Source organism: Bradyrhizobium cajani (assembly GCF_009759665.1).
GTDB lineage: Bacteria > Pseudomonadota > Alphaproteobacteria > Rhizobiales > Xanthobacteraceae > Bradyrhizobium > Bradyrhizobium cajani.
The window spans coordinates 46,757-63,638 of sequence record NZ_WQNE01000012.1 but is presented as its reverse complement, the minus strand read 5'-3'; the positions used below and the strand labels follow the sequence as shown (position 1 = coordinate 63,638).

The window sequence follows — 16,882 nt, the reverse complement described above, 5'->3', positions numbered from 1 at the left end:
ATAGATGAAACGCTTTTACCTGACCGCCGCCATCACTGCGGCCGCGCTGGCGCTGCCGGCCCTGCCCGCACTGGCCCAGACCAGCGAAATCACCATCGGCATCACCACCACCACGACCGGCCCGGGCGCGGCCCTCGGCATTCCCGAGCGCAACGCGCTGGAATTCGTGCCGAAGGAGATCGGCGGCGTTCCGCTGAAGGTGATCGTGCTCGACGACGGCGGCGATCCCACCACCGCGACCACCAACGCCCGCCGCTTCGTGACCGAATCCAAGGCCGACATCATCATGGGCTCGGCACTGACGCCGCCGACCATCGCGGTCTCCAACGTCGCCAACGAGGCCGGCATTCCACATTTCGGCCTCGCGCCCTTTCCGATCACGCCGGAACGCATGAAGTGGTCGGTGGCGATGCCGCAGCCGATCCCGATCGTGGGCAAGGTGCTGTACGACCACATGAAGTCGAAGGGTGTGAAGACCATCGGTTATATCGGCTATTCCGATTCCTACGGCGATCTCTGGTTCAACGACCTGAAGGCCCAGACCGGACCGATGGGCATGACCATCGCCGATGAAGAGCGCTTTGCCCGTCCTGACACGTCGGTGACCGGCCAGGTGCTGAAGCTCGTCGCCGCCAATCCGGACGCGATCCTGGTCGGCGCCTCCGGCACCGCGGCCGCATTGCCGCAGACCGAGCTGCGCGAGCGCGGCTATCAGGGCCTGATCTACCAGACCCACGGCGCCGCCAGCATGGACTTCATCCGCATCGCCGGCAAAGCGGCGGAAGGCGTCCTGATGGCATCGGGCCCGGTGATGGACCCCGAGGATCAGCCGGACGAGGCGGCCACCAAGAAGCCCGGCCTCGCGCTCAACGCGGCCTATGAGGCCAAGTACGGCCCGAACAGCCGCAGCCAGTTCGCCGGTCATTCCTACGATGCGTTCGAGATCCTCAAGCGCATCATCCCGACGGCGCTGAAGACGGCGAAGCCCGGCACGCCGGAATTCCGCGAGGCGATCCGCCAGGCGCTGCTGTCGGAGAAGGAGCTGGCCGCGAGCCAGGGCGTCTACAACTTCACCGAAAAGGACCGCTACGGCCTCGACGAGCGCTCGCGCATCCTGCTCACCGTGAAGAACGGCAAGTACACGCTGGTGAAGTAGACGCGGCGACAGTTTTGTGACGACGAGAGCCGGCCCGATGGGCCGGCTTTTTTGTTTTTTGGAGTTGATCGCAACCTGCAGCCCCGGCGTTGCTGCGCTCCCTCTCCCGCTTGCGGGAGAGGGTGGCGCCGCAATGGGACCGCCTGAGGCTTACGGAAAAAATCCCCCAGCCGAGAAAGCCCTCACCTGGCGCTTCGCGCCGACCTCTCCCGCAAGCGGGAGAGGTTGCACCGAACTCGGGGCGAGACTGAACGCTAAGCCGCCTGCCGCTGCGGGGACCAGGCGAACTCGGGATAGTAATTGTCCATCATGCGGTCGACATAGGCCGTGAGGTTCGGAAATCCCTCGGCGCGCTGGCGCAAGGCCGATTCGAAGAACGGCGTCAGGATCCCGGCGAGCGCACCGAAGGCGGTGGCATCCACACCGCAGGGCTTGTTGCCCATCAGATACGACTTGTCGCCGAGCTGCACCGAGAGCGCGAACAGTGAACGAACCGCGAGATCGACGTCGTCATCGGGCGCGTGACGGCCAAGCCCGGAGAGCAGATAGTTCTCGGCAACACGGAATTGCGCGTCCTCGCGCAGCTTCTCGCGGTTGTGCTCCGGCGCGCCGTCGAAGAAATGCGAGGGGCCCTTGGCGAAGTTGACCGGATCGACCCAGCGCGCGCCGACCAGCGCCCAATAGACGTGATGCTCGATCATGCGCTCGAACGCCCACGCCTGTGCACGCTCGACCAGCGACAGGCCGGCGTCGAAATCGAAGCCGTAGCGACGCTCGATATGGGCGCGGATGAAGGTGGAATCGGCCACCGCCTCGCCACCGTCGTCGATGAAGGGCAGCTGCCCCTTGGGCGAGGCAGGCGGCATCGCACGCTCCTTCCGATAGGGCAGCCCTGCCATCTTGAGCTGCACCTCCGTCTTGGTGACGAAGGGGCTGATTTCCGGCAGGCCGAAGCCGGTGCCAAAACCGTAAAGCGTGATCATGCGGGCTCTCCTGAAGGCGCGGACGGGTTGATGGAACCTAGCGGCCGGCTGCTGCCACCATGGTGGCAGCAGCCGTGATATCTTGTGCGAAACGGGCCCCGCGGAAGGCGCGGCCCATGACGTGGCGGACCAGCGCGTCCGCGGCCTGGACCAGCGCGCGTGTCACCACGGTCGCAAGCGCAAGACGGAGATCGGAGACCATGAGATCAGGGGATACGAGGCGGCCGAACGTCCAGCCGTGCCAGGCCTGGACCGGCCATGCCGGCGTGCGCCACAGCGGGCCGAAATGGGTTGGAATGATCATGGACAAATCCTCTTCAGTCGATGTGTTGTCCCGGTATAGAACCCCCCTGCTGCCAACATCCTGTCAGCATCCGCGCGCCGGATCTTGAGCGGGTCGCGATCAGGAATTTGGGAAGAGAATCGTCATGAGACGCGCCGACCGGCTGTTTCAGATCATCCAGGTGCTGAGGCGCACGCGTAAACCGCTGACGGCGGACGCCATCGCGGCCGAGCTCGAGACCTCGAAGCGCACCATCTATCGCGACATCGCAACGCTGATGGGCCAGCGCGTGCCGATTCGTGGCGAAGCCGGCATGGGCTACATCCTGGAAAAGGGATTTGACCTGCCGCCCCTGATGCTGACGCCCGACGAGATCGAGGCGGCGGTGCTGGGCGCGCAATGGGTCGCGGGCCATGCCGATTCGGCGCTGGCGCGTGCCGCCGAAGACCTGATGGCCAAGATCGCCGACACCGTCCCCGAGCGCCTGCGTCCCTTCGTGCTGGAGCCGGCGAGCCGCGCGCGGCCGAGCTGGAACAGGGAGCCCGACCGCCTCGACATGGTGCGCACGCGCACCCAGATCCACGAAGGCAAGAAGATCATGCTGCGCTATCGCGACGAGCAGGGCCGCGCCAGCGAGCGCATGATCTGGCCGATCTCGGTCGGCTATCTCGAAGCGGTGCGCCTGCTCGCGGCCTGGTGCGAGCTGCGCAGCGACTTCCGCAGCTTCCGCACCGATCGCGTGGTGGAGGCGACCTATCTCGACGAGAAATATCCGGAGCGGCGCGACGTGCTGCGCGCAAAATGGCGGCAGAGCCTGGTCTGGGGTCCGCCAAAGGACACGTGAGCGCGATGGAAGAAATCGATCTGTCGAGCTACTGCCAGAGCTGCGGCGCCTGCTGCGGCTATTCGGCGAACTGGCCGCGCTTCTCGATCGAGAGCGACGAAGAGCTGGCTGCAATCCCAGAAGGGCTCGTCAACGCGCGTCAATCCGGCATGCGTTGCGAGGGCGATCGTTGCTCGGCGTTGCAGGGAGAGATCGGAAAGCAGACGGCCTGCGGCATCTATGCGGTGCGGCCGGAGGTGTGCCGCACCTGCATGCCGGGCGATGCCGAATGCGCGATGGCGCGGCGGAAATTCGGCCTACCTGTAATCGAGGCAGCTTAGGCGGGAACGGCTTCGCTGATCTCGTCGTCGAGTTCGTCCTCGAGCGGTGCCAGCACCGAGAGCGGCTTGGTCGACAGCGTGATCGGCTTGCGGCCTCCCGACAGCGACGGCGAGGATTTCGCCGTGCCCGCGCGCGACAGCGCGAAGAGCGTCGAGCCGACGCGGCCGCCGTTTTCGATCAGATCGCGCTCGCTACAGCTCGCGGCGATCGCGACCGCCAGCGAGTGCAAATGGCTGCGGCGATAGCAGAACAGCGCCAGACGGGCGCGGGCTTCAGGGGAAACACTCTCAACCAGCCTCGGCAGGCCACTCTCGCTGGCGCGGTACATCTCGCCAAGGAGCTCGTCGCGGACCGGGCAGAAATCGCTTTCAAAGGCGTCGCGGCTTGAAAACATTGCAGTTCTCCCTCGTACGCGGAAGATGCAGTGCAATTCTCTAATGAAAGGTTAACCACGCTGACCGGTAGTCACCCGGGGTCCTTGCGCCCTGACCGCGAATCATTGGGGGCGGAAGGAGATTTGCCTGTGGCCATCCTTCGAGACGCCCGCCTTCGGCGGGCCCTCAGGATGAGGTCTTGGTTCACGCGAAAGCCAGACCCTCATGGTGAGGAGCGCCGCCTTACGGTGCGTCTCGAACCATGCAGGCCGAGCCGTCAGCCGAGGGCGGCCGCCTCAGTTCGCCGCCATGAAGATGGAGAGGCCGAAGCCGGTGAGATGGTGCAGGGCCTGGTCGACACCGATCAGGGTCCAGAACCAGGGATGCTCCTGGTTGACGCCGAAATTGGCGGAGACGAATCCCTTGGCCCGATCGATCGTGATGTGGATCGCGAAATCGATCAGCGCCACGAACCAGAATCTCGGTGCCACGATCAGGATCAGCGGCAACGCAACCGCGAGGTGAATCAGGCAGTGCACCAGAAGCGGCAGAGCCCAGCCGTGCTTCTGGTCCTTGCCCTGCGCCATCCAGGCGGTCTGGAGCACGAAATCGGCAATGATGTGCTTGAAGGTGAGCAGCAGCATCCAGCCAATGAGCGCTTCGACCGGAACCGCCGATGACATGGGTGGAAACGACAAAGCTGACGCCCTCATTGACGTGACAAGATAAATTGGAGCGTTCAGCGCAGCTTCTTCTTGGACCGGTCAAATCGCCGGGACGAGCGATTTATGACATCTCTCGCGGCGGAATGCAGCCGGGGGGAACTGGAAAATCGCCAACTGTGGCTAAACGGTGATAGGATGACCTATCGACGCGGCCAGGTTGAGTAAGGTTACCCTCGGCTCGAAATTTGCTTTCCGATGCCGTCGCGCTATCATCGACGACAGAATATCGTTCTTTTTTCAGACGTTTACGAATTTCAGGCCGGCTGCCGCGATCACATCCGCGAGCCGCCCGCCACCCAGAATAAGGCCAGAGTGCTGACATGAGTGCTGACGGCCCCAGCTCGCCACCGACTGAACCGCCGCCCCAGCGTCCCAAGGTGATCAAAACCAATCAGCAGCAGGTGCTTCTCTACGTCGTGCTGACCCTGCTCCTGTCGCTCGTCACCGTCTGGGCCGGCCGCATGCTGGTGCACAATTCCGAGACGCTGACCTTCGCCGTCGGCGCCCCCAACAGCGACGAAGCGCTGTTCGCGGCCAAGCTCGCCGCCGTCCTGAAGAACAACGCCTCGCGCTTCCGGATCAAGATCGTCAACAACCCGGACAATGCCAAGGCGCTCGCCCAGTTCGACCGCAAGCAGGCCGACCTCGCGGTCGTGCGCACCGACGCCAAGGTGCCGCTGCGGGCGCGCGCGCTCGCGATCCTCGAGCGCGATCTCGTGCTCCTGCTCGGCCCCGGCAGCAAGAAGATCAAGTCGCTCGCCGAGCTGAAGAAGAAGAAGATCGCCGTCATCGCTGACAACGAATCCTCGCTCGCCTTCGTCCGCAGCATCCTCGACGTCCCCGACGGCCCCGAGGCTGCAAGGATCCAGATGGCGCCGCAGGGCGCAACGCTCGACAAGCTGCTCGCGCCGGCCAGCGGCTTCGGCGCGGTGATCGCCATCGTCCATGCCTCGAAGGCCGTGCGGGACAAGGCCTATGAACAGGTCGCCAAGCGCGGCGGCTTCACGCTGAACGCGATCGACGAGGTGACGGCGCTGGCGCGCAAATTCCCCGGCATTTCCAGCGAGACGCTGACGGCCGGAATGCTGTCGGCGGCGCCGGAAATTCCCGACGACGAGCTCGACACGATCGGGCTCGAATGGCTGCTGGTCACGCAATCCAGGATGTCGGTGACGACGGCCGGGGAGCTGGCGCGCATCGTCTACGAGAACAAATCGGCGCTCGGCCTCGACAGCGGTTTCGCCACCCGGATCGAGCCGGCCTCCACCGAGAAGGACGCCTTCGTGATGGCGCATCAGGGGGCGGCCGACTACATCAACGACGACACCAAGTCGTTCATGGATAAGTACAGCGACATGATGTATCTGGGCGCCGCCGCGCTCAGCGTCATCGGCTCGATCTTCGCCGCCATCTACGCCAAGATCACAAGGATCGCGCCGGAGAAGGCCAGCGAGCTCTCCACCGCAATCCTGGACGTCGGCGAGCGGATCGAGCACGCCCATTCGCTGGACCAGCTCGAATGTCTCCAGGACGAGCTGGAGGGCATCCTGCGCGGCGCGGTGGTCGGGCTCAGAGACGGCACAATCAGCACCGACGGGCTCGACACCTTCAAGCTCGGCTACGAGTTCGTCCGCGACGAGATCGGCATGCGCCGCGACTACCTGAAACGTCACGCGGGCGAGATCGAAAAGGCCGCCCGCGATGCCGGCCCATCCGAGCACGACGACAGCAACGTCGTTGTGGTGAAGACCGCGCAGAGCGCGTGATCAGGGGCGAGTTGAAGGGACGTCTTGCCGTGGATGAGCGGCCGGAACTCGGGAACCGTCGCCATCCGCAACCGTTGGCTTCCGGATACAGCCGGAGAACGCGCCATGCGTACGCTCCTCATCATCTGCCTGCTGGGAATGTTGGCAGCGGTTGGCTATTTCGCTTATTCCGCGATGGCGGTCGAAGGCGACCCGATCCCGACGGAAGGTTATGTGGCGCTGGCGCTTGGGGCGGGATTTTCCGTCGTCGTCGGCGTCGGCCTGATGGTGCTGCTGTTCTTCAGCAGCCGCCGCGGCTACGACGAGCCGCCGCATTTCAGGTGACGGCTCGTCCGCCACTGCTCTGCCCGGCCCGGCTTCGTCCCCCCGTTCGACGATACTGCGCTCCCGTCGTTGACGGCCTCGGCCGGGGCAGGCACTTTGGCGCTGAGGTTCCAGCCGGGACCGCAAAAACCGAAGCCGAGCCGCACTCCCGCATGTCCAAGCCGCTGATCTCTGCTCTGGCCCAGTTCGCGGCCGCCACGGCCGGCCGCAACATGACCAAGGCGGCCTACGTGGCAGTCGGCGTCGGCGTGCTCAGCATGGTGCTGCTGACGGTCAATCCGGCCTATGAGGCGGCGCACCGCTGGGTCGATGTCGTGCTGTGGGCCTGCCTCGCCTACTTCGTGTTCGAATGGGGGGTCCGGCTGCGCCATATGGCGCGCCAGGGGCGTCTTTCGCTCTACATGTCGTCCTCCGCTGGCATCGTCGACGCGGTCGGAGCGCTGGCCGTGCCGGTCGCGCTGCTGCTCGGCGCCGAGCCGAAGACGGCCTGGCTGCTCAGCGTGCTCTGGGTGCTGAAGGTGGTGCCGGGCATTCCGGGCCTGCGGCAGCTTCGCCGCGTGCTGGTGCTGGAATCGGGACCGCTGCTCAGCGTGCTCGTGATCTTCCTGATGGTGGTCTTCCTCGCCTCCGTCGCCGAGTACTATCTGGAGCGAGACGTGCAGCCGCAAACCTTCGGCAGCGTGCCGTCCGCGCTGTGGTGGGCGGTGGTGACCCTGACGACGACGGGCTATGGCGACGTCGTGCCGGTCACGCCATTGGGCCGCGTGGTCGCGGCACTGGTGATGATCTCCGGCCTCGGCGTGTTCGGTCTCTGGACCGGTATCCTGGCGACCGGCTTCGCCGCGGAAACCCGGCGCGACAATTTTCTCAAGACCTGGGAATCCGTCAGCAAGGTGCCGTTCTTCGCGGCGCTCGGCCCCGCGGCCATCGCCGACGTCACCCACATGCTCCGCACCATGGAGCTGCCGGCGCGCACCATGATCATCCGCAAGGGCGCGCAGGGCGACTGCATGTATTTCATCGCCGCCGGCGAGGTCGAGGTCGACCTGCCCGGCAAGAAGGTACAGCTCGGCGAGGGCGCCTTCTTCGGCGAGATGGCGCTGCTCGGCAACAACGTGCGCGGCGCCAACGTCTCGACCACGAAGGTGTCGCGCCTGCTGGTGCTCGACCTCGTCGATTTCCGCGTGCTGATGGCGCGGCACCCCGATCTCGCCGAGACCATCGACGCCGAGGCGAAGCGGCGCGCGCTCGAGAACAAGTAAAAGGAGACAAGAATGTCGGACACCGCCGACACGGCCTCTGGCCCCGTGCTCGACATCGCCGGCGCCCGCGCCACCATCCGCCTCAACCGGCCGAAACATCTCAACCGGCTCCAGGCCGAGGATCTCGGCGCGCTCGTGAAATTGTTCGACCGGATCGAGGCCGATCCGGCCATCCGCGTGCTGGTGCTGACCGGCACCGGCCGCGCCTTCTCCGCCGGCTACGATCTCAACTCGGTCGCCGAACGGGCGGTGAGCGCGAACGAGCAGCAGAGCGCGGGCTCGGCGTTCGAGGTGGTGGTCAACCGGCTGGAGGATCTCGGCGTGCCGACGATCTGCCGACTCAACGGCGGCGTCTATGGCGGCTCGACCGACCTCGCGCTCGCCTGCGATTTCCGCATCGGCGTCGACACGGCGGAGATGTTCATGCCGGCGGCGCGGCTCGGGCTGCACTATTACAGGAGCGGCATCAAACGCTACGTCACGCGGCTCGGCGTCGACAATGCGAAGAAGCTGTTCCTGACAGCGCAGAAGATCAGCGCGCCGGAGATGCTGCGGATCGGCTATCTCACCGCGATGGTGCCGGTGGAATTCCTGGACGAGGAGGTCGACAAGCTCGCTGGCGTCCTCGCCGGCAACGCGCCGCAGGCGATGCGCGGCATGAAGCGCGCCATCAACGAGTTCGCCCGCGGCGAGCTGGACGAGCAAGCCGCCGACCAGCGCCACCGCGACAGCATGCGCGGCGACGAGATCAAGGAAGGCATCAAGGCGTTCGCGGAGAAGCGCCCGCCAAAATTCTGATCACGCCCGCTTCGACCGCATCGCGCGCACCTGCGTGAGCTTGGGATCGCGGACCAGCGCCTGGTAGCGTTTGCTGTCGACGGCGTAGATCGCGATCCGCCCCTCACTGTCGGCATGAACGCCCCAGCCGAAGCGCTTGCCCAGGCTCGACGCCCTCATGCACGCCTGCCCCCGGGAGAAGAACGCTTCACGGGCCGCATGCTTCTCCGTTTTCGTCGCCTTCACATCGAGCTCGCGTCCCGGCGCAGACGTCGCGAAGATCACGTCGTCGGACGTGTATTTGTAGGGCGCCTTCGCGATCATTCCGTATTGCAGGCACGCCACCGTCGGCTTTCCCCCGCGGAGCGGCGGCTCCTCGCCAGTACGCGCGGGACAGTCTTCGGCAACCCGGATGAAGGTGTTGAAGCAGTTGGTCGTGTGCATCGGCTTCGTCATCTGCAACCCCGGATCATTCAACCACCAGCGGCCGCGGCATGCTGCGCCGCCATCTCATCGTCGGCGGCGTTGATCCGCTGGAACGCAGGACGTGACGTAATCCGCTCGGCATAACGAATGAATACGTCTTTCTTCGGCACGATGCCGAACATCATGGTCCAGCTGAACGCGACGCCCCACAAGATATCCGCGGCCGTCATGCGCTCGCCGAGCAGATACGGCCCCTTTGACAATTGCGCCTCAAGCGCGCCGAGCATGGTGTCGTAGTCGGCATAGGGCGATTGCGTGATCGGTGCCGGCTCGCGTTGCATGAACTTGTCGATCATGGCCGGCTCGAAGGAGGCGCCGTAATAGGCGATCCAGCGCAGATAAGGACCGCGCAGCGAATCGTTGAGGGCGGGCGTCAGCCCGGCCTGCGGGAAGAGATCGGCAAGGTAAATGGTGATCGCGACCTGCTCGGTCACCAGCGCCTCGCCGTGGCGGACCGCCGGCACCTTGCCGAGCGGATTGATGGCGAGATAGGCGCCCTGACGCTGCTCGCCGGCCTTCATGTTGAGGACATGGAGATCGTAGGGCGCGCCCAGCTCCTCCAGCAGCACCCGCGTGCCGGTGGCGCGGCTTTGCGGCGAATAATACAGCGTGATGCGGTTCGGATCGGTCATGGCAGGTCTCCATCTGGCCGGCAGGCGATGGCGCTTCTTCTAGAGGAGCATACCTGACATCCTGTGTCAGGTATGGTTTAAGATCCCATGCGCGCGAGCCGGATGCTGTCGATCCTCACCACCCTCCAGGCCCGGGGGCAGGTCACCGCGCCTGAGCTCGCGGAGGCCTGCGAGGTGTCAGTGCGCACGATCTATCGCGACATCGACGCGCTCGCGGCGTCGGGCGTTCCTGTTTATGCCGATCGCGGCGCGGAGGGCGGCTATCGTCTGCTCGACGGCTATCGCGTGCGGCTGAACGGCTTGTCGCAGAGCGAGGCAGGCGCGCTGTTCCTGGCCGGATTGCCAGGCCCGGCCGCGGCGCTCGGGCTCGATGCCGCGATGATCGCCGCGCAGAACAAGCTGATGGCCGCACTGCCTGCCAATGTGCGCGAGGACGCCGGGCGGATGCAGGAGCGTTTTCACCTGGACGCGCCGGGCTGGTTCGGTGAGGCGGAAGAACCAAAGCATCTGCGCACGATCGCCGGCGCGGCCCTGCGCGGGACGCTCATAAAAATCCACTACCAGAGCTGGCGCGCCGAGAAGCAGCGCCGCGTCGCCCCGCTCGGCCTCGTGCTGAAAGGCGGCAGCTGGTATCTCGCAGGGCAAGTCGACGGCAGCGTGCGCACCTATCGCATCGCACGGGTGCTCGACTGCACGGCGCTCGATGATGGCTTCGAGCGTCCCGCCGACTTCGATCTCGCCGCCTATTGGCGGGCCGCGACGCTTCGCCTCGAGGCCGAGATGCATCCCAATGTCGCGATCGTCCGGCTGTCGCCGTTCGGCGTCAAGCTGCTCGACGCGCTGAGCCAGCCTTACGTCAAGGCCCGCACCCAGCTTGAAGAGACCGCAGATGCCGACGGCTGGCGCATCGCCAGGGTGCCGGTCGGCAAGACGTCGTGGCACGCTGCAGCCGAATTGTTGCGGCTCGGCCCCGAGGCCGAAGTGCTGGAGCCTGCCGATCTCCGCGAGAAGATGATCGAGCTGACGCAGGCCATGGCCGCGCGCTATCGCACGGCGCGGAAAGCATGACGGCGGCACATTTTGTCGCAGCCGACGAAACAATCCTGAAACACGATTCTCCCCGTGCGCCGTGAACGCGTTCACGCTTCGCCTCGACCGAGAAGCAGGGACACAACAACGGCCCTGAGCCAAATGGAGAATGAAGATGTTTCGTAAGCTTGCAATCGGACTGATCGCTGCCGGCTCGCTCGGCGTTGCCGCTCTCGCGCCCACCGCCGCCTCGGCCGGCGGCTTCCATCATCACCACTGGGGTCATGGCTGGGGTCCGGGCTGGGGCTTTGGCGGCGTCTACGTCAACACCGGCGTCAGCAACTGCTACCAGGAGCGCCTGGTCCGGACCCGTCACGGCCTGCGCGTCCGCGTCGTGAATGTCTGCGCCTACTACTGATACCTCGCCTTCACGACAAAGCTCCGGTCGCACCGCGACCGGAGCTTTGCGTTGGTTCAATTATCCTGTCGCTGCCGGCGAAACCAGGCCCAGGTCTCGCGCGTCGTTCTGATGTAGCCGCGACCGCGATGGACGATCTCGCCGTCGACGAGCTCGTTCAGCTTGGGAAGCGCGTGAAAGGGGATCGAGGGATAGGCGTGGTGCTCGACATGGTAGGGCATGTTCCACGCAAACCACTTGACGATCGCGCCGGTATAGGTGGTGCGGGTGTTCTGGAAGGCGCTGCGGGTGCGGTCGCAGCCGGTGTGTTCTGCGTAGAGATAGGGGCGCAGGAAGAACTGCCCGATGATCAGCGGAACGATCCAGCCCCAGAGCAGCAGCGCCGAGGAGAACCACAGCGAGAGCGCGAGCAGCAGCACGTAAAGCGCGACATAGGTCCGCGCCTCTCGCACGATGGTGGCGCGCTTGCTCTCGGGGATCCAGGGCACCGTGACCTTGCCGGTGACGGCATGGCCGAGCATCAGCCGGAGCCGGCCGGCGACCTGAAGCAGACCGCTATAGGCGATCGCGAGCTGTGTGTCCGAGGCCGGCTTCACGCCGACGATCAGCTCCGGGTCTTTCTCCGGATCCTGGGTGTAGCGGTGATGGTCCCAGTGGAACAGGCAGTAATATTCGTAGGGCAAGCCGATGATGAAGGCCGAGAGATAGCCGACCGCGAGGTTGAGACCGCGGCTCCTGAACGCGGTCTTGTGCGCGGTCTCGTGCACGGCCATGAACAGGAAGGCGACGAAATAGCCCTGCACCGCCATCAGCGGCAACGCCCAGAGGACACCGTGGCGCGAGGCGACCATCCAGGTCAGTGCGCCCATCAGCACGATGACGCCGTAATGGCCGAGGCTTTGCGCCGCACCCCTGAGATTGGAGCGCACCGACAATTCGCGCAGCATGGCCGGCGTCAACGGCTTCAAGCGATGGCCGGGCTCTGGAACGGTTGCGTCAGTCATGATCGGATGCGCGCCCTATTTGCCGAGAAGCTCGGCGATCTCGGCCTTGATGAAGGCCTGATCGCGGGGATTGTTGACGGGGTTGCCGGCGCGGTGGCCATGCAGCGACGGGATCGGATGGAGAACCGCCGACCTCGCGTTGACGAGCCGGCCGAGCTCGTCCTCGTTGTCGCGGACGTCGAAATAGCGATCGGTCGCTCCCGGCATCAGCAGCATATGCGCCTTGATTGCCGCCAGCGCGCGATCGAAATCGCCGCCGAATGTCGTGCAGCGGCTGACGTCGCCGTTCTGCCAGATGCCGATCTGGGCCAGAAGATCGTTGGCATCGCGCCGCGCGAAAGTCGCGTCCCACGTACGGACAAGGTAGTCCTCCAGCGAGGTGAAGCCTGCCTCGCGCCAAATCTCGTCGCGATAGAAACCGTGCGACATCGCCCAGCCGGCATAAACCCGTCCCATTGCCCGGTAGCCAGCGACGGGCTTCTCGACGAAGCGGCCGTCGCGGAAGGCGGGATCGGCGGTCAGAGCCGCCTTCACGCTTTCGAGAAAGACATGATTGTAGGGCGCACAGCGCGCGCTGCCGCAGACCACGGCTGCGCGCTCGACCATATCAGGGTGCAGCGCCGCCCAATGATAGGCCTGCATCCCGCCCATCGACCAGCCATAGACCAGCGCAACTTTTGTGATGCCGAAGCGCTCGGTGAGCAGCCTGTGCTGGACCGCAATTGCATCGTGATAGGTGAGTTGCGGGAACGGCGCCGCGGTGTTCGACGGTGAGGACGACAGGCCGTTGCCGAGCAGGTTCGGGATGATGACGAAGTAGCGTGTCGGATCGAGCACGCCATCGGGCCGGATCAACCATTCGGTGTCGAAGTGCTGCGCACTGAACGAGGTCGGATACAGGATGACGTTATCCCTGGCCGGGCTCAGCGCGCCGTAGGTCTTGTAGGCGAGCTTCAGCGCAGGGAAGACGGCGCCGGACTGGAGCGTGACGTCGCCGGCCTCGAACATCTCGTAGTCGCATTGCGCAGCCATGGACCCAACTCCCGCTCACGCGCCGCAGGGGTGCGCGGCTTCGCGATGCATCGATCATGCCGAAGCCGCCAGCGCATCGTCGCGCTCGCGCTGAATAAATGTACCTATAGTACAGTTATTGAGGCGCGGCAAGCGCTCTCAAGCCGGCGTGCGGCTCAGGCGATGGCCGCCAGATAGCGTGCGACCGAGGCAGCAAACGCGGCCTTGGCGCCGGCGGCGATGTTACGCCCCCACCAGGCGCCGTAGATGCGATCGAAGGCGAGCGGTTCGACGGAAGCAGCGATCCGCCGTACGGCGGCGGCGTTGAGCGGCATGTAGTTGGGATAGGAGTACATGAAGCTGACGAAGCGGCGGTCCATCGTCACCTGCGCGATGTCCCCGGTAAGCAGCGCACCCCTGCTCTCCGCCCCGCGCGACCAATGCAGCATGATAGCGCCGGCGAAGTGGCCGCCGGTACGCAGCAGCAGGACGTCATCGGAGATGCGCTGCTGATCGCCGGTCCAGTGCACGATGGCGGAATGCGGCCGCGTCACCCATTGGCCGTCATCCGCGTGCAGGTACACCGGCACACCGCCGAACGCCTCGCTCCAGTCGGCGAGCGCGCCATAGAAATGCGGATGCGAGATCGCGATCGCCTTCAACCCGCCGAGCGAGCGCACATGCGCGATCGCATCCGGCGTCGCCAGCGGCACGCAGTCCCACATCATGCAGCCGCCCGCCAGCGGCACCAGCAGCGCGCGCTGGCCGATGGCGAAGCTCGGTTCGGACCCGATACCGGTCAGCCCGAGATCGTCGCGCCAGACCAGCCGGTGACGTTCCGTCAACGCTTCGCGCGTGAGGAAGGTCTGCCCGTTCCAGCCGACGAACTGCCGTTCGTCCTCGCAGATCGGACAGGACGCAGGCGGATGTCCGCTATCCGGGAATTGCGCGCCGCAGGTTTCGCAGGTCCAGAGAGGCATGGCCGTGATCCTGTTTGAGACTGTCGCAGGCATGACATGACGTCGCAGTCCTGCGATCGCAAGAGCTCTCGGAACCAACGCGATGAGCGCAGGTTAAGTTCTGGTCCGCCCGGGCACCTATGTGCCCGAAGTCTCCGCCTCATGCGAGATCCAATCGATCGGCAGCACTACGTTCAGCGTTTCGATGACATCTCGCCCCTCCCCGTCCCGAATCCGGCCCCTGTTTGCACTGAACTTCTTCATGGCCGACATGCAATCGGGCATCGGGCCGTTCGTCGGCGTATTCCTTCAGGAGCGCGGCTGGGCGAGCGGATTGATCGGCAGCGCGATGACGATCGGCAATGTCGCCGGCATGCTGATCACGACGCCGATCGGCGGCTTCATAGATGCGAGCCGCAACAAGCGCATGTGGGTCGTCATCCCCGGCATCTGCGTGGTGCTGGCATCTTCAATCATCCTGATCTCGCAAAATTTCTGGGCCGTGACCCTTTCCCAGGTCGCGCAATCGCTGGCGAGCGCTGCGATCGTGCCGGCGGTGACCGGCATCACGCTCGGCATCGCCAAGCAGAAGGGATTTAATGCCCTCAACGGCCGCAACCAGGCGTTCAACCACGCCGGCAACATGGTCGGCGCCGCGCTGTCGGGCTTTCTCGGCTACAAGTTCGGCTATGTCGCGGTGTTCGTGCTGGCGGCCGTCTTCGGCGCCATCGCGATCGCCTGCGTCATGATGATTCCGGCGAAAGCGATCGACGATCGCGCCTCGCGCGGCTGCAAGGAGGATGATCCCGACAGCGCACCGGACGCGCTCACGATGCTGCTCAAGCACCGGGCGCTGCTCGTGCTGGCGCTGGCACTCGCCCTGTTTCACCTCGGCAACGCCGCGATCGTGCCGCTCTATGGACTTGCCGCGGTCGCCGAGGGCCAGGCCAACGGCCCGAGCTTCGTCGCGACCACCGTCGTGATTGCGCAAGGCGTCATGATCGTGACCTCGCTGATCGCGATGAAGGCCGCGAGCAAGCGCAACTACTGGCCGGTGATCCTGGTGTCCTTCATGTTCCTGCCGATCCGCGGCGTGCTCGCCTTCTTCGTCACGGGATGGTGGGGCGTCGTGCCGATGCAGGTGCTCGACGGCATCGGCACCGGCCTCCAGACGGTGGCCGTCCCCGGCATGGTCGCGCGCTCGCTCAACGGCACCGGCCGCATCAATCTCGGCCAGGGCGCCGTGATCACGGTGCAGGGCGTCGGCGCCAGCCTGAGCCCCGCGCTGGGCGGCTGGATCGCGCAATGGATCGGCTACGGCCCGACCTTCCTGCTGCTTGGCGGCTTCGGCGTTGCTTCTATGGCGCTATGGCTGGCGTTCGGGACGGCGGTGAAGAAGTATTGAGATCAGCCGCCGCGCGATGCCACCTGCGGCACCTGGTCACTGGCTCAGCGCGCCGTTGCAGGTGGCTTTTCACGCAATCCCGCGCTTTTCTCGTTGCCGGGCCCCGGTCGACGAACGAGGATGCGACCACTGAAGATTGCCCCGAACGTTTTACACCCGATCGATGACCCAACCTCAACTCTCATTCGATGGCGACCCGAACGGTCCGGCCTATGAAAGATGGCGCGAGCAGTTTTGCCGCCAGGTGGCAAACGTCGATTTCGTGCCGGTCGGGGAAGGGCGAGTTCACCGGACCATTGCGCCAGCCATCCTCCCCCGCGTCAGGCTCTCGGCCTCGTTCGGCACGCCGATGTCTTTCGTGTCGCTGGGAACGAACGACGAATTGATCATTACGATGTCGCCCAATTCGGCGTTGAGCGGGGCCATGGGAAAGCGTCCGCTCGAGATCGCCGCCGGCGACGTCACGATCGGCGATCCCTCGATCAAGGGCGCCCACATCACCCAGACGGCCCATGGTAATTTCCAGACCGCGCTGCTGCCGCGCAAGGCGCTGCTGCGCGCTTGCCCGAATGCCGAGGACCTGATTGCGCGGTCGATCCCCGGCGCCAATCCGATCACATCGATGTTCCTGCGATATTACGACCTCGCGCATGAGCATGCCGACAAGCTCGCGGCCGCGGAGCTCGACGCGGTCTCGCAGCATTTGTTCGACCTCTCGGTGCTGATGATCGGAGCACGCGGCGATGTCGCCGACGAAGCACGATTGCGCGGCCTTGCCGCGGCGCGCTTCGAAACCATCAAGTCCGACATCCTGGCGCAGCTGGACAGCCCCGGATTGTCGCTGTCCGATCTCGCCGCCGCGCACCGGATCAGCCCGCGCAGCATCCAATTGCTGTTCGAGCGGGCCGGGATCACCTATAGCAGTTTCGTGCTGGAGCAACGGTTGCTGCGCGCCGAGCGGCTGCTTCGAAATCCTGTCATGCGCACGCGCAAGATCATCGAGATCGCGCATCTCGCGGGATTTCACGACGTCTCCTACTTCCATCGCGTGTTTCGCCGCCGCTTCGGACAGACGCCGGACGACGTCAGGCAGATGGCCGGCGACACCGGCTAAAGCGCGATG

General features: G+C 65.2%; 21 protein-coding genes. 11 read left to right on the top strand and 10 right to left on the bottom strand.

Annotated elements, in window-relative coordinates; translation table 11 throughout:
• Window positions 1-4: 4 nt before the first annotated feature.
• Window positions 5-1,156 (top strand): ABC transporter substrate-binding protein, encoded by a 1,152-nt coding sequence (locus GPL20_RS16485; RefSeq protein WP_157330572.1) that lies wholly within the window; start codon window positions 5-7, stop codon window positions 1,154-1,156.
• A 254-nt stretch (window positions 1,157-1,410) separates the two neighbouring features.
• On the opposite strand, the gene GPL20_RS16480 is transcribed toward GPL20_RS16485, so the two are convergent.
• Window positions 1,411-2,139 carry a glutathione S-transferase family protein gene (locus tag GPL20_RS16480; RefSeq protein WP_157330571.1) on the bottom strand — a complete coding sequence of 243 codons (729 nt, stop codon included), beginning with the start codon at window positions 2,137-2,139 and terminating at the stop codon, window positions 1,411-1,413.
• A 37-nt stretch (window positions 2,140-2,176) separates the two neighbouring features.
• Window positions 2,177-2,443: a hypothetical protein gene (locus GPL20_RS16475; RefSeq protein ID WP_157330570.1), complete on the bottom strand. Its 267-nt coding sequence runs from the start codon at window positions 2,441-2,443 to the stop codon at window positions 2,177-2,179.
• A 124-nt stretch (window positions 2,444-2,567) separates the two neighbouring features.
• On the opposite strand from GPL20_RS16475, the gene GPL20_RS16470 reads away from it, so the two are divergent.
• Together GPL20_RS16470 and GPL20_RS16465 are read left to right on the top strand one after the other, a co-directional pair.
• Entirely contained in the window at window positions 2,568-3,266 is a 699-nt protein-coding gene (locus tag GPL20_RS16470; protein ID WP_157330569.1) for a helix-turn-helix transcriptional regulator, read from the top strand.
• Between the two features lie 5 nt (window positions 3,267-3,271).
• A complete protein-coding gene (locus tag GPL20_RS16465) occupies window positions 3,272-3,586 on the top strand; it encodes a YkgJ family cysteine cluster protein (RefSeq protein ID WP_167533064.1) in 315 nt (104 codons plus the stop codon).
• Here the strand turns inward: GPL20_RS16465 and GPL20_RS38875 are convergent.
• Together GPL20_RS38875 and GPL20_RS16455 are read right to left on the bottom strand one after the other, a co-directional pair.
• Entirely contained in the window at window positions 3,583-3,981 is a 399-nt protein-coding gene (locus GPL20_RS38875) for a hypothetical protein (protein WP_167533063.1), read from the bottom strand. The two genes, GPL20_RS16465 and GPL20_RS38875, sit on opposite strands and share 4 nt — an antisense overlap.
• Before the next feature lie 276 nt (window positions 3,982-4,257).
• Entirely contained in the window at window positions 4,258-4,605 is a 348-nt protein-coding gene (locus GPL20_RS16455) for a DUF3307 domain-containing protein (RefSeq protein WP_205751176.1), read from the bottom strand.
• Between the two features lie 401 nt (window positions 4,606-5,006).
• On the opposite strand from GPL20_RS16455, the gene GPL20_RS16450 reads away from it, so the two are divergent.
• From GPL20_RS16450 to GPL20_RS16435, 4 genes are all read left to right on the top strand, one after another.
• Window positions 5,007-6,452, top strand: a complete 1,446-nt coding sequence (locus GPL20_RS16450) for a TAXI family TRAP transporter solute-binding subunit (protein ID WP_157330565.1) — start codon at window positions 5,007-5,009, stop codon at window positions 6,450-6,452.
• Window positions 6,453-6,557: 105 nt separating this feature from the next.
• Window positions 6,558-6,776: a hypothetical protein gene (locus tag GPL20_RS16445; RefSeq protein ID WP_157330564.1), complete on the top strand. Its 219-nt coding sequence runs from the start codon at window positions 6,558-6,560 to the stop codon at window positions 6,774-6,776.
• A 152-nt stretch (window positions 6,777-6,928) separates the two neighbouring features.
• Window positions 6,929-8,038, top strand: coding sequence for a cyclic nucleotide-gated ion channel (locus GPL20_RS16440; protein WP_157330563.1), 1,110 nt, complete (start codon window positions 6,929-6,931; stop codon window positions 8,036-8,038).
• A 12-nt stretch (window positions 8,039-8,050) separates the two neighbouring features.
• Window positions 8,051-8,836 carry an enoyl-CoA hydratase/isomerase family protein gene (locus GPL20_RS16435; RefSeq protein WP_157330562.1) on the top strand — a complete coding sequence of 262 codons (786 nt, stop codon included), beginning with the start codon at window positions 8,051-8,053 and terminating at the stop codon, window positions 8,834-8,836.
• Here the strand turns inward: GPL20_RS16435 and GPL20_RS16430 are convergent, their stop codons facing one another.
• Together GPL20_RS16430 and GPL20_RS16425 are read right to left on the bottom strand one after the other, a co-directional pair.
• Window positions 8,837-9,271: a DUF6157 family protein gene (locus tag GPL20_RS16430; RefSeq protein ID WP_167533061.1), complete on the bottom strand. Its 435-nt coding sequence runs from the start codon at window positions 9,269-9,271 to the stop codon at window positions 8,837-8,839.
• Between the two features lie 17 nt (window positions 9,272-9,288).
• On the bottom strand, window positions 9,289-9,933 hold the full coding sequence (locus GPL20_RS16425; protein ID WP_157330561.1) for a glutathione S-transferase family protein: 645 nt from the start codon (window positions 9,931-9,933) through the stop codon (window positions 9,289-9,291).
• Between the two features lie 87 nt (window positions 9,934-10,020).
• On the opposite strand from GPL20_RS16425, the gene GPL20_RS16420 reads away from it, so the two are divergent.
• Together GPL20_RS16420 and GPL20_RS16415 are read left to right on the top strand one after the other, a co-directional pair.
• Entirely contained in the window at window positions 10,021-11,001 is a 981-nt protein-coding gene (locus tag GPL20_RS16420) for a helix-turn-helix transcriptional regulator (protein WP_157330560.1), read from the top strand.
• Between the two features lie 136 nt (window positions 11,002-11,137).
• On the top strand, window positions 11,138-11,380 hold the full coding sequence (locus tag GPL20_RS16415; protein ID WP_157330559.1) for a hypothetical protein: 243 nt from the start codon (window positions 11,138-11,140) through the stop codon (window positions 11,378-11,380).
• 56 nt (window positions 11,381-11,436) lie between these two features.
• Here GPL20_RS16415 and GPL20_RS16410 read toward each other — a convergent pair whose 3' ends face one another.
• The 3 genes from GPL20_RS16410 to GPL20_RS16400 form a co-directional block, all read right to left on the bottom strand.
• Window positions 11,437-12,384: a fatty acid desaturase gene (locus GPL20_RS16410; protein WP_157330558.1), complete on the bottom strand. Its 948-nt coding sequence runs from the start codon at window positions 12,382-12,384 to the stop codon at window positions 11,437-11,439.
• 15 nt (window positions 12,385-12,399) lie between these two features.
• Window positions 12,400-13,416, bottom strand: a complete 1,017-nt coding sequence (locus GPL20_RS16405; RefSeq protein WP_157330557.1) for an alpha/beta fold hydrolase — start codon at window positions 13,414-13,416, stop codon at window positions 12,400-12,402.
• Between the two features lie 155 nt (window positions 13,417-13,571).
• The gene (locus GPL20_RS16400) at window positions 13,572-14,375 is read right to left on the bottom strand and encodes an MBL fold metallo-hydrolase (RefSeq protein WP_157330556.1); all 804 of its coding nucleotides are present in this window, start codon (window positions 14,373-14,375) and stop codon (window positions 13,572-13,574) included.
• A gap of 184 nt (window positions 14,376-14,559) precedes the next feature.
• Here GPL20_RS16400 and GPL20_RS16395 point away from each other — a divergent pair, with 184 nt between their 5' ends.
• A complete protein-coding gene (locus GPL20_RS16395; RefSeq protein WP_157330555.1) occupies window positions 14,560-15,759 on the top strand; it encodes an MFS transporter in 1,200 nt (399 codons plus the stop codon).
• A 285-nt stretch (window positions 15,760-16,044) separates the two neighbouring features.
• Here GPL20_RS16395 and GPL20_RS39955 read toward each other — a convergent pair whose 3' ends face one another.
• Window positions 16,045-16,185 carry a hypothetical protein gene (locus GPL20_RS39955; protein ID WP_283812238.1) on the bottom strand — a complete coding sequence of 47 codons (141 nt, stop codon included), beginning with the start codon at window positions 16,183-16,185 and terminating at the stop codon, window positions 16,045-16,047.
• Here GPL20_RS39955 and GPL20_RS16390 point away from each other — a divergent pair.
• Window positions 16,184-16,873, top strand: a complete 690-nt coding sequence (locus tag GPL20_RS16390) for an AraC family transcriptional regulator (protein WP_283812237.1) — start codon at window positions 16,184-16,186, stop codon at window positions 16,871-16,873. The two genes, GPL20_RS39955 and GPL20_RS16390, sit on opposite strands and share 2 nt — an antisense overlap.
• Window positions 16,874-16,882: the final 9 nt, after the last annotated feature.